Raw genomic sequence first — 13047 nt, forward strand, 5'->3', positions numbered from 1 at the left:
TCTCGCCGAATGGCCGCAGAGCGGCATTAGTGGTTCAGCCGCCTGAAGGCCCGCAGCGCCTGATCGTTGCGGACCTGGAAACGCTGGAAACCCGGGAGATCGGCGAGGCCGAGTGTTTCGATTCAAGACCCCTATGGCACCCGGACGGCGAGCAGCTTGCCGTGATACGGCGGGTCACGGCCCCATCGGACACGGCCCGGGCTGGTCTCGCAGTATACGGGGTGGCTGAAGGTGTCGGCCTGTTGCATGCGCTCGATCAACGCTGGGAGGCTCTCTGTGCGGCGCGGTCTTGCGTGCTCGGCGAGCGCATTCGTGGGGTGGGGCGTCTGCGGTGGGCGGATGACGGTCGTCGGTTGATATTCGGTGTGGGATTGACCGGCGTTGCGGCGGATGAGGCCCTGCCGGAAGGGCTGGCCGTCTGGCACTGGCGGGATGATCCCATATCTCCCCGGCGACAGCGCCAGCGCGACGGGTCCAAACTGCTCATTGTGGCGGCCTGGTCGCCGGAGGAGGGCAGCCTGGCGAACCTCGCCGAGATCGGCCCGCATCGCAGCGCGCAATTGTTGTCCGGTGAACGTCATTTGCTCGTTCAGGATGCCCGCCCGTATCTGCCTCATTTTGGGGAGCGTTGGCACGACTTTCACGTGGTGGATGTCACCGACGGCATCGCAGTTCCGGTGGTGACGCGACAGGAGGAGGTCGGGGGCTCGTCCACTGGCCGTTACCTGATGTATTTCCGCGATGATCAATGGTGGACGCTGGATCTGCAGACTGGAAGGGTCGTATCGCTTACCGGCGATCTGAGCGCACCTTTCAACGACTACACCCGCGTCAGTGGCCGCGAGCAGGACCAGGCCTTCGGCCATGGGCAGTGGGCGGCCGACGATCGCTGGGTGCTGCTTTACTCCCGCTTCGACGTATACCGCGTCAGCCCCGATGGTGGTCGTGTGGAGCGCCTGACACAGGGTCGCGAGAACCGGATTCGCTTTCGCCAACATCGTCTGGACTGGCATGCGGACCCACCGGACGATACCTCGGCGCTCTATTTCTCGGCTTTCAACGAGCAGGACAAGTCTCATGGGTACCTGCGTTACAACCCGGATGAAGGGGCGCGGTGGTTGCTCAACCAGCCCCGCCGTCTACGTTTCCTGCAAAAGGCGGAGGCAGCGGATGCCTTCGTGGTGATGGCGGAGAGCGCGACCGAGTCTCCCAACTTCCATTTCACCAACGATGACTTTCACACCCTCAAGCGGGTCACGAACACCAATCCTCAGCAATCGGCATTTCACTGGGGCGGCGATGAGTTGCTTCATTACGAGAGCGAGCGCGGTCAGCCCCTTCAGGGCAGGCTGCTCTATCCGGCCGGCTACGAACCGGGTCGGCGCTACCCCATGGTCGTGCTCATCTACGAGGATCGCTCCGACAATCTGCACAGTTATCACCCGCCCAGACTGAGTGGACTCTTCAACCAACGGATCCTCTCGGCTGAAGAGTATTTCGTGCTGGAACCGGATATCGCCTACGAACTGAATCGACCGGGTCTGTCCTCCATGGAGAGCATCCGTCCCGCAGTCCGGGCAGCACTGGATACGGGGATGATCGATCCCGATGCCGTGGCACTGGTGGGCCATTCCTGGGGTGGCTATCAGACCGCTTTCGCCATCACCCAGACCGACCTGTTCAGTGCAGCCATCGCGGCTGCCCCGGTCACCAACCTGGTCAGCCAGTACAACGCCGTTTACCGGCGAACCGGCCAACCCAACGCCAATATCTTCGAGACCGGTCAAGGCCGGTTGACCTCCCTGTTCTGGGAGACCCCAGGGCCCTACCTGGCAAACTCACCGGTATTCCACGCCCATCGCTCCAACACCCCGTTGTTGATGGTATTCGGCACCGATGATGATGCCGTGGATTTCAGCCAGGGGGTGGAGCTGTACAACGTCATGCGCCGATCCCAGCGACCGGTGGTCATGTTGGCCTATGAGGGGGAGGGCCACAGTTTCCGCGATCAGGACAACCGTGAGGACGCCACCCGTCGGAAGCTGCAATGGCTGGATCACCACCTCAAGGGTGCCGAAGGGCAGCCCTGGATGAGCGGGGCGAATCAGTTCATGCCAGCGACCATGCAGCGGGCCGCCGCGTATGTGGATTCAGCCGGATCGGACAAGGACACGCCGTGAGCAAGTGGCAACCTGTACTGGATTGTTAATAAGAACCTAACTAGGACGCATTCGTTTAATGATTAGTTTTACGTATATTTGGAGTGATCACCATGTTTTGGCATAAAACGGCATTTTTGCTGATACCCGTGCTTGTGCTGTCTTTAACGGGTTGTCTTGGAGGTGGCTCCTCCTCGTCCAATGATGGATCTGCCTGGGTTGAAGTGTCCGGCCTGGTGACCGATCCCCCCATTGAGGGTGCGGCGGTGCGCCTGGTGGATGCTCAGGGTGATGCACTGTCCACGGTGGAGCAGACTGATGATCAGGGCCTTTTCACCTTGATGCTCGAGTCCGATCAGGCTGCTCAGGCTCACCGTATCGAGGCCCGGGGCGGTGTGGATGTGCGCACCGGGCATGTCCTGGGGAACCTGACGCTGAGTGCGCCCCATGATGGGTCAGGGGAGCGGGCAGTGGTGTCGCCGTTGACCACATTGGTGGATCGGCGAATGCAGAAGATGGGCATGTCTCGGGAGCAGGCGGTGGGCCATGTGGCCGAAAGGCTGGCCCTGGATGAATCGGTGGTGATGGCGGACCCTGCCGAGGATGCCGCGACGCAGCGAGCCAGTCTGTTGATCACCGAGATCCTGATGGCACTGGAAGGGCAGGATGATCGATGGGAACGGCTGGAGGGCGTCGTGGAGTCAATGCCCAAAGGACGGTTGGATGAGGCAGCGTCAACCCTGGCTCTGGATCGGCAACTGCCGGATGCGTCACAAACCAGGCTGACCAAAATTGCTGAGCAAGCCAAAACTTTACTGGATCTGGACCCGGCAGACTCGAATGCCGAGGGAATGATCAAGGCCCAGGGATTGGCAAGCCTGCGCAGGGGCTTGAGAAGTTATTTTGAGTTGGCCGGTGAAGCGGTGCACGACACCCACGTGCATTCCCTGTCCGAAGCTCTGTGGCATGGCATGGGTGAGCGCGGTGTCCCGGCGGGTAGTTCGGCCCTGCTGAACATTGCCCGCTACGTGTTCCAGGTGCATGCCATGCCGGAGGACCTCTTGGATCCTGAGGCCGTCCTTCCATTGGCTGATATTCGGCACGACCTCATCCTGCGTGACCTGGCTGCCCAGCGGGTGATCGATCACACGATTCCCCTGGCCCGCGGCGAAACCCTGGGCATGGATAACGATGCCAGGGCCGCTTACTTTTTCCGTTCCGACCTGTCGCCCGCTCACCAGTCCGAACGTCTGTTTGTCGGGGTGCTGGATGACGGTGTACTCGATCCCATGTACCGGGCGAACGCCCGTAATCTGGCTGCGGCGGGCCTGCTGCAAGAGGCTGAGCTGGCCCTTCAGGCCAGTATCTTCCAGCCTACCGAGCGGGCCCTGGCCCAGCAACAGGTGGCTCGGGCGTTGCGCGGGGCCGATGATCTGGATAATGCCGTCGAGTACTGGAGGGCGGCCCTCAATACCTACGAAACTGCACTGAGGGAAGGCAAGGGCATCAGCAACCTGGATGGTGATGACGCCAGTTTCTTCCAGTCCCTCAATAGCGACCTGCTCAATGCTGGGTTCAGGGACGACGCCGATGAAGCACTCCTGGCCGTGCGGCAGTTTATCGACTCCCAGCAAGGTGAGCCCTATACCACTGCTTTTGGCCGCATCCTCGTCGCCCTGAGAAACGGAACCTCTGCCGCCGTGGAAGCCGCCGAGGAGGCGGGGCTGTCGGGTTCAGCACTCAACGATGCACTGAACGCGGTTGATTTCTTCCGGGAGGCGACCCTGGGGGCCGGCCGTCAGCCACTGGAGGGGCGCTGCGAGGCCATGAAGACCATGATGGTCACGACCTACGCCGACCTCTACCGGCGTTTGGGTAACGACACGGGGATGAAACAAGCGATCCATGACTTTCGGCGCCTCGCCACCACCGAATGCAACCTCACCTATGGGGCCACCATGAGCCCCCGCATGGCGCCGATTTATGGCGAACTGGGAGAGATCGACACCTACCTGGCATGGATCGAGGAGCATGTTCGTCCGATCAACGATCGCAATGCGGACGCCGCCCAGGACAACGCGGTACTTTACCAGGCCGTTGATCGGGCGCTTGCAGGTGAAGTGCACGCAGCCATCGAACAGGTGGCAGCGCAGGCCGACACCGCCCAGGGAGCCATCACGCAACTGACCCAGGTGGGTACGGGAAGCCGCGATGCCGGCACACCTCATCTGGCCGTGCTGCTCTGGAGGCAGGGCGCAAACGACGAAGCCTGGCAGGTCATGGACGCGGCCTGGGAACTGGCCATGTCCGACGAGTATGTGGAACAGCGCTCATCCGGACGAAATTTCGTTGATCAGGGCTGTCGCAAGGTGGCGTTGATTCTGAATCGCATGGATCGCCCGGCACTGGCACGCGAGCGCATGCAGGCCTGCCGCGAATATGCGGAATCGGTGTTTGATACGGGTAGCCCGACCGACGATCGCCTCTGGATCGCCAAGTCCATGGCTGAGGGTTATCAGCAGCTAACCATGTCGGGAGACGCGGAACTGATTGACCGTTTCCAGGCCTTGGGCGGCGTGCTGAGCGATCCCGTGGACCGTATCCGTCATCTCATGGAGGTGGCCTTGCTGCGCAGCAGCGGCGGTGATCCCTCCCGTGCCCTGGACACGCTGGATGAGGCCGTGAGGCAACTCACCCAGGTAGCTACACCATCCAGTGACCAGGCGGCCATCAACCAGGCGTTGGATCTGGCGTCCTACATCCGCAGTGGCTCGGTGCGCAATTCCCTGACCGGAAGCTTTGTGCAGGTGGCAGAGGACATTAGGCGTGCCATCACCGAGTCCGGCTGGGCCGATGTGACCCAGCAGGAACAGGTGAACCTCGCCCGGGATCGGGTGCGCATGCTGGTCGAGGGGGATAGCGCCCTCCTGGGCACCTGGCCGGGTTCGTTGGCGATGATCGATGCACTGGCGGCCGCCAATGACCGCGCCACCCAGATCAACTCGGCTGTTCGTTGGCTGGCTTCTGCCCGCGAGTACGATCTGGCAAGGACGATCGCCCTGGATATTGAAGAGGTGCCGGAACGTCACCGGCAACTGCTCAATATCGCCAATGCAATGAACGATGCCGATGACTTCCCTGGCACGGCCCTGGCACGCTTCGACTTTGATGGGGATGGGCGTCCGGACTTCTTCAGCCCCGGCAGCAGCGAGGCGGAACGGGCGTCGTCGGCACTGATGCTGGATGATGATATCGATGGTGACGGTGTCCCCGACACCGAGGACCGCACACCCTATTGCGTGGGGTGTGATGCCTGATGCCGAGGACTCAATACTGCCTGATGAGCGGGGGCCAGTGGAGGAGGGCCCCCGGGTTTCTGCTGGCCGCCGCGGTGTCGATCGCCTTGTACGAGGCACATGCGGAGGAGGGATCAACCAGCGATGGAGGCGTAACGGATGCGCGTCTGGACACCATCCTCGTGCGTCCCGCCGAGCAGACACCGCTTGGCGGGGAGCGCACGGCGGCCGGCCGCTATCGCTTCGACGCACGGTATATCGAGCGTTTCGGCGGGCCCGATGGCAGCGTGGATGGTGTGCTGCGTCTGGTGCCTGGGTTGCAGTTTGGCGAATCCGCCCTGACCACCGAGTCGTTGCTGGATCTTAGACCGGAGTCCTTTTCCATTTCCGGCGGGCGCTTTTACGAGAACCAGTTTCTGCTTGATGGGATGAGTATCACCAATCGCCTGGATCCGGCATCCACCAATCCCAACGCCATCAGCGATGTACCCGGGCATGAGCAGTCCCAGTTCATTGACAGTGCCCTGATCGGCGAGATCAGGGTGTTCGATAGCAACGTTCCAGCAGAATTCAGCCGCTTTACCGGTGGTGTGGTGGAGGTGGAGACCCGACGTGCGGGCATGGAGGCCGACGGGAGCATTTCCTACAGTACCACCCGCAGCGATTGGGTGAGCTATCGCACGTTCACCCGCGACTGGGATCCGGACTCGGGCACCCTGCCTCCGGAGCCGCCCGGCACCCCGGAATTCAGTCGCGATCGTTTGTCTCTGAACTATGCAACGCCCATTGGCGAGGCCTCAGGCCTTGTGATCGGTCTTAGCCGAGCCCGTTCCAGCACCCCGCAGGTGACCCTGGGTCGCAGTCGTTCACAGGAGCAGGAGAACACCAATCTGTTGTTGAAACTGACCACGCCCCTGGGTGATCGGGGATTGATCGATTGGAGTGTGGGTTACGCCCCCTATAGCAATGACCGTTTCATTGTGGATGCCAAGGATAGCGACTTCACCATCAAGGGCGGTGGCTACAGCAGCACCGGGAATCTGGAATACGCGGGAGATCGACTCGATCATCAATTCCGGGTGGGAGTCAACTACAGCGAAAACAGCCGTAGCGCACCCAAGGACTTCTTTAACTGGGCCAATACCCGGAGCATCGATTGGGGGCGCCGTGCAGATGTGGGTAACAGCCGTCAGGGCGGTTTTGGTGATCTGGATAAGGAACAGGGCAGTCTGTCCTTTCGCTGGATGGCGGAGACCATGGGGAACGACCTTGGACAGGCCGAGGTACGCCATCGTTTCGGTGCCGAAGCCAACCATCAGCGTTATCGATTCCAGCGGGATGAGGATCTCTACGTTTATCAAAATCCGGTGATCAACAGCGAGGTCCAGTGTCGGGGCAATCGTTACGACTGCCAGCAGCGTGAACAGTATTTCTCCACCCGAAGCGTCTATCCCGCCGATGACGTTGAAGTCTCCTTGAATGAAGCGGGTCTGTTTGGCGAGACCACGCTCAATTGGAAGCGGGTCACCGGCACGGTGGGCTTGCGTTATGACCACGATGATTTTCTCGGTAACCACGATATTGCGTACCGCACCCGGGGCAGTCTCGATGTGTTCGATGATGGCCGCACCGTAGTCCGGGCGGGGGCCAACCGTTATTACGGCGCGGCCCTGCTGACCTACAAGCTGCGGGAGGCGAGGGCCCCATTCTTCAGGGAATACCGCGGCACCACCCAGAATGTCGTTCGGGACTGGGAAGTGGACTCGGGTGAGGGCACCTTCCGCTATGTGTTCGAGGATCTGGATACACCCTTCAGCGATGAGCTCATGGTGGGTTTGAGGCAGGCACTGCTGGGGGGGGTGCTCGATCTTCAATTGGTTCAGCGGGACAACCGGGACGAGTTTGCCCGAACCACCACCGAGACCCAACCCGACGGCTATCGCTATTACCTCATGAACAATGATGGTCACAGCCGATACCGGGGAGTGTCTGCCTCCTGGTTCAGGGAGTATGGCGAAACACTGGTGGGGCTGCATCTGACCTATTCCGAAACCAGGACCAGCAATGCCGATTATGACGATCCGGTGGATGCCACCGGTTCGGGGCAGTACGTGTCCTACCGGGGTGAGCGTATCCGCTATGGCGAGCTGGATATTCTGCGGGAGGACTTTGCCCGCCCTGTGGTCGCTAATCTAAGTCTCTCAAGACCTTTTGGGGAACGGATCCGTGCGGATCTGAATACCCGATATCGTGGCCGTCAATCCGTCATTACCCGCACGGGCCGTGTCGTGGATGGAGAGTTGGTGGAACTGCCCAGTGGTGAAAGGGTGTTCGAGCAACTCGACGAGTACGAACGCGAAAGCCGGCCCGTCACTTTCATCACGGACCTGAGCCTGAGTTACTCCCAGCCGATGCCAGGGGCCACGGCGCTCACGGCGCAGGTTCAGGTCAATAACCTTTTCGATGAGCGAACCCATACCGTGCCCTCGGGGCAGAGCGGCGTGGAGATCGGTCGACATTACTGGGTGAGCCTGAAATATGACTTTTGAGATCTCGAATCACCAAAACGGCCGTCCGCACACGGCAGGAGGCACGTATATGTCACGAATCACTCAATTCCCCTTGATGGGGCTGCTCGTCCTGCTCGGTATGCTGTCTTTAACGGGTTGTCTTGGAGGTGGCTCCTCTTCGTCCAATGATGGATCTGCCTGGGTTGAAGTGTCCGGCCTGGTGACCGATCCCCCCATTGAGGGTGCGGCGGTGCGCCTGGTGGATGCTCAGGGTGATGCACTGTCCACGGTGGAGCAGACTGATGATCAGGGCCTTTTCACCTTGATGCTCGAGTCCGATCAGGCTGCTCAGGCTCACCGTATCGAGGCCCGGGGCGGTGTGGATGTGCGCACCGGGCATGTCCTGGGGAACCTGACGCTGAGTGCGCCCCATGATGGGTCAGGGGAGCGGGCAGTAGTGTCGCCGTTGACCACATTGGTGGATCGGCGAATGCGGGAGATGGGCATGTCTCGGGAGCAGGCGGTGGGCCATGTGGCCGAAAGGCTGGACCTGGATGAATCGGTGGTGATGGCGGACCCTGCCGAGGATGCCGCGACGCAGCGAGCCAGTCTGTTGATCACCGAGATCCTGATGGCACTGGAAGGGCAGGATGATCGGTGGGAGCGGCTGGAGAGCGAGATACGGTCAATGTCTCCTGGCCGACTGAACCAGGCAGCGTCAACCCTGGCCCTGGATCAGCAACTGCCGCCTGCGTCACAAACCAGGCTGACCAAAATTGCTGAGCAAGCCGAAACCTTGCTGGATCTGGATCCGGCAGAGTCGAATGCCGAGGGGATGATCAAGGCACAGGGATTGGCAAGCCTTCGCAGCGGGCTGGAGGGTTATTTTAAACTGGCCGGCAAGCACGTTAATCCGGACCACGTGGATCCGCTTTCACGAGCCCTGTGGGAAGGCATGGGCGAGCGCAGTGTCCCGGCAGGCAGTTCGGCGCTGCTGAACATCGCCCGCTATGTATTCCAGGTGCATGCCATGCCGGAGGACCTCTCGAATTCTGAGGCCGACCTTCCATTGGCTGATATTCGGCACGATCTCATCCTGCGTGACCTGGCTTCCCAGCGGGTGATCGATCACACCATCCCTCTGGCCCATGGTGAAGCCCTGGGCATGGATAACGAAAGGCGTATGGCCTATTTCCTGAATTCGGATCTCTCGCCTTATCATCGTGCCGAGCGTCTTTTCGATGAGGTGTTCGATGACGCAGTCACTGACCCCGTATTCGCCGACATTGCTCATGGGATGGCCGCCTCCGGAATGCTGGAGGCTGCGGAACTGACACTTCGCGCTCGGATTTTTCAGCCAGCAGAGCGGGCCGAGGCACAGCGTTTGGTAGGTGATGCGCTTTTCGACAACGGTGAAGCGGAAGCTGCGCGCGAGCGCCTGATCACGGCGAGAGAAATCCATGCCGAGGTTCTCGAGGCCAAGGGCATTCAGAATCTTGAGCATGAAGATGCCGCGTTTCTTTCCCGGTTGAGTGGCAGCTTCAGTCGTGCAGGCTTCACCCGTGATGCAGAAGACACACTGGAAAGTGTGCGCGAGTTCACCCGCCTTGCCGGCGGCAAGGGCCAGGAATATAGCAACGCCTACCGGCAAATCGCTGTGGCGGCCTACAACGCGGCCCGCGAAGCGGTGGAACGCTACGAGAATGCCTCGAATTCGGTATCGGCACTGCGAAATGAGGCCGAGTCCGCCATGATTCTGGCGGAAAAGCTGATCTGGGGACTGGGACGGGAGCCCAATCCTGTCTTTGGAATGATCAATCGTATCTACAGCACGCGAACCATGTACGTTGCCTTGTACGGCGAACTCGCGGTGCGCATGGGCCTCACAGCGGCGGTTCAACGCAGTGCAGAAGAGTTCGAGGATCTTCTCAATACATCACAAAACCTTGATGCGGCTGGTCTGCACCTGACGAATGTATCGGAGGTATTTGTTTACCTTGATCGTCTCGCAGATTACGCAGCCTTGATTGAACGGGGGGAAACTTTGCATGGCGATCATTGGGAACGCGCATCGGCCCCTCGCGCTGAAGTGCGCCTCTATGAGGCCCGTGAACAGGCTCTGCGGGGTGAAATTGAACAAGCCATTCAAATGACATTGGACGCACGTGAGAATCCAACGCCATCCGGGCAATTACGAGATCTGACCTTTGACCTGATCAGTCGCGAGGTGCTGCGACCGGGTGGTCAGCGCCTCGCACTCTATTTGGTGGATGAAGGCCAGATGGCGGCCGCATTGGCAGTGACGGAAGCGGCTGCCGAGATCGCGCTGAGCCAGGCCTTGGTGGATGAACGGGTCGATGCTCGCAACGACTGGCAGTTCGTTTATCTGGGCTGTCGTCGCGTGGCGTTCATGTTCGATCTGGCCGGTGATAAGGCGCGCGCCCTTGAACACCTGGAAGATTGCGCCGAACGAGTGGAGCAGGCCATGTCCGGATCCACTACCCCGACGGCACAATTCGCGGAATCCATCCGACTGCTGGCAGCAGCACACTTCTGGCTGGATGACCTGGCGGGGGGCCAGCGGCGGCTGTCCAGGTTTACGGACATCGGTCAGGTGTTTACCGGTTCCGAACGTGTGGCCCACGTCATCCAGCGGGCCGAACTGCTGATCGAGTCCGGGGATGCTGAGTTGGCCCTGTCCGGTCTGGATGATGCAGTCAACACCTGGAAGGAGTTGGCATCTTCTGCCGGTTCCGATGATGAAATAAAAGAGGCGTTGGGTTGGCTCACCCGGGGCCGGGCGTCTCAGGCGCGCGGCAGCGCCGCCAATATCGGACTCGTCCCGGCCTATGCCTTGCTGGTGGACACGCTCAGGGAGCACGTGGCGGTAACGGGAGAGATCAAACCGAACTTGCGTTCGCAGGTGGCAGACGCACGAAGCACCGGTGTGGATCTGATCATTGGCGAAGGTGAAACGCCCGCCGCCCGGGATCTGATCGCTGACCTGATACGTGAGCAGGATCGTGATCTGGAGACACGCCACGTGGTAGAGGCACTGACTTCCCTGCGCGGGTTCGCGCACGCGAAGTCCTTGGCGGACTCGGAAGATCGATCCAGCGTGCGCAACCGGCTGTTACGGATCATCGCCGAGGAACTGACGGGTTGGGATGATTTTCCAGGATCCTCCATGGCCCGCTTCGATTTCGACGGTGATGGTCGTCCGGACTTTTTCAATCCTCAGTACGCCGAGAGCGAATGGATGATGTCGCCCCTGCAAATGGACGACGACATTGACGGTGATGGGATCCCGGACACACAGGATCTCACTCCGTACTGCCCCGGTTGCATGGATGTGGGCTCGATGTCCCGGCGTTAATCCGTCAGGGGCAGGAGGCGGCTTCATCCTTCTGCCCCTGATGTCTCTGTATGACTCGTTTGCACAGCCAGCCATCGCCAGCCAGTTGCAACGCTCCGCATTCGGTCAATACCCGTTGACCTCACCTCACTTGTCTAACCTCAGGAGCATTGCCCATGTATTCATCCCCTCGTCGTTTCGTTCTTGCCTCTGCGCTGGGCGTCATCCTGCTGGTGGGGCTGCCGCTGAAACAGGCCGTGTCCGATGACCTTCCTCAGGTGGTGAAGGATCACCCCCCGATACACGTCATCCACCCCGACGGGGTCGCCAGAAGCATCAGCCTGGCGCGGGTGCTGGACCACCATGGCTACCCGTGCGGTCCGGCCACGGTCGGCTTTCTGGCCCTGCAATATGGCCTGGACCTGCTCTTTGGGGAGGATGAGATCGCCCGGGCCAACGATCTTCTGGTGTTGAGTCATGCCCCCATGGGCGGGGTGACCGATGCACTGGATCTGGTGCTGGTGAGCGAGAAGCCCGAGGCGCGCACGCCGCGGCCCGCGGGAATGGAGCATGCCGTGGAGAGCTTCCGCATTCAGTTATTGCGCAAATCCACCATGCAGACCGTCACGGTTGCCCTGGACCCGCAACTCTGGCCCGAGGACTGGTTCGAGTTGCGAACCCTTCGCCGCGCCGGGGAGATGACGCCGGAGCTTGAGGCGCGGCGTCAGTCGCTTCAAGACGAGATGGTGGAGACCTTGCCCGCGAAATCATTCGAAACGCTTTTTGGCACTCCGGACATCAACGTGGTGATGACCTGGGGCGGCATCACGTCCGAGGAGGCCAGGTCCGCGGCGCAGCAGCAGTAGCAGCCGCCATCCCCACCCGCGGCCAGGTGCCGCGGGTGGGGATGTGTCAGGGAAACACCTCCGCCTGAAGCTGCCGGCATAGGGGCGTGCTTGCGGGTCGCGCTGAAGTGGTTATACTCGCATAACCATGAATATCGTACTCGACACCTCTGTCCTCGTTGCGGCCATGCGCTCGCAACACGGAGCAAGCCAGCAATTGCTGCGCCAACTGCCGTCGCCACATTTCACCCCGGCGCTTTCCGTGGCGCTGTATATGGAATGGCAGTCCGTGCTGACGCGACCGGAACATCGCCCCCCCGGGATCAGCAATGCGCAGATGCTGGGTTTTCTGCGCTATCTAGCTTCTCTGTCCCGCCTGCAGGACATCTACTATCTCTGGCGCCCCTTTCTGCGCGATCCCACCGATGACATGGTGCTCGAATGCGCGGTCGCCTCCCATAGCCGCTTCATCGTCACACATAACATCAAGGACTTTCGGCGTTCGCAAGAACTGGGCGTAGAAGCCGTCATGCCCAGCCATTGCCTTAAACATCTGGAGACACTCCCATGACTGCCCTGACCATCCGCCTGCCCGACTCCGTTCATGCGCGAATCAAGGAACTCGCCGCTCGCGACGGCGTGTCCGTCAACCAGTTCATCGCCAGCGCGGCTGCCGAGAAAATGGCCAGTGTGATGACCCTGGACTACCTGCGCGCAGAAGCCGCCCAAGGCCGGCGCGAAGACTTCCTGGCCGTGCTGGACCGGGCGCCGGATGCGCCGCCCCTGCCCGGCGACGAACGCGTTTGAACACGGCAACCACAGTTGACCGCTTCGTGGCTTCGGTAAGTATCTGGAGAAGAGAGTTTTGCTCCTTTCTACGAA

General features: G+C 60.8%; 8 protein-coding genes. 7 read left to right on the forward strand and 1 reads right to left on the reverse strand.

From position 1 onward, the window contains the following. Positions 1-29: 29 nt before the first annotated feature. From ECTOBSL9_RS11715 to ECTOBSL9_RS11725, 3 genes are all read left to right on the forward strand, one after another. Entirely contained in the window at positions 30-2180 is a 2151-nt protein-coding gene (locus ECTOBSL9_RS11715) for a prolyl oligopeptidase family serine peptidase (protein ID WP_063465202.1), read from the forward strand. A 215-nt stretch (positions 2181-2395) separates the two neighbouring features. Then, entirely contained in the window at positions 2396-5476 is a 3081-nt protein-coding gene (locus ECTOBSL9_RS11720; protein WP_156500109.1) for a hypothetical protein, read from the forward strand. Further along, on the forward strand, positions 5476-8004 hold the full coding sequence (locus tag ECTOBSL9_RS11725; protein ID WP_082829902.1) for a TonB-dependent siderophore receptor: 2529 nt from the start codon (positions 5476-5478) through the stop codon (positions 8002-8004). Before ECTOBSL9_RS11720 ends, ECTOBSL9_RS11725 begins: the two co-directional genes overlap by 1 nt. A gap of 109 nt (positions 8005-8113) precedes the next feature. Here ECTOBSL9_RS11725 and ECTOBSL9_RS17000 read toward each other — a convergent pair whose 3' ends face one another. After that, positions 8114-8398, reverse strand: a complete 285-nt coding sequence (locus tag ECTOBSL9_RS17000; RefSeq protein WP_168161557.1) for a hypothetical protein — start codon at positions 8396-8398, stop codon at positions 8114-8116. A gap of 72 nt (positions 8399-8470) precedes the next feature. Between ECTOBSL9_RS17000 and ECTOBSL9_RS11730 the strand changes: the two genes are divergently transcribed. The 4 genes from ECTOBSL9_RS11730 to ECTOBSL9_RS11745 all read left to right on the forward strand — a co-directional run bounded on the left by ECTOBSL9_RS11730 (position 8471) and on the right by ECTOBSL9_RS11745 (position 12972). Continuing rightward, the gene (locus ECTOBSL9_RS11730) at positions 8471-11341 is read left to right on the forward strand and encodes a hypothetical protein (protein WP_156500111.1); all 2871 of its coding nucleotides are present in this window, start codon (positions 8471-8473) and stop codon (positions 11339-11341) included. A 155-nt stretch (positions 11342-11496) separates the two neighbouring features. After that, entirely contained in the window at positions 11497-12186 is a 690-nt protein-coding gene (locus ECTOBSL9_RS11735; protein ID WP_063465206.1) for a hypothetical protein, read from the forward strand. A gap of 127 nt (positions 12187-12313) precedes the next feature. Further along, positions 12314-12736 (forward strand): putative toxin-antitoxin system toxin component, PIN family, encoded by a 423-nt coding sequence (locus ECTOBSL9_RS11740; protein WP_063465207.1) that lies wholly within the window; start codon positions 12314-12316, stop codon positions 12734-12736. Continuing rightward, positions 12733-12972: a YlcI/YnfO family protein gene (locus ECTOBSL9_RS11745; protein WP_063465208.1), complete on the forward strand. Its 240-nt coding sequence runs from the start codon at positions 12733-12735 to the stop codon at positions 12970-12972. The genes ECTOBSL9_RS11740 and ECTOBSL9_RS11745 overlap by 4 nt, the downstream gene beginning before the upstream one ends. Positions 12973-13047: the final 75 nt, after the last annotated feature.

This window comes from Ectothiorhodospira sp. BSL-9 (assembly GCF_001632845.1).
Classification (GTDB): Bacteria; Pseudomonadota; Gammaproteobacteria; order Ectothiorhodospirales; family Ectothiorhodospiraceae; genus Ectothiorhodospira.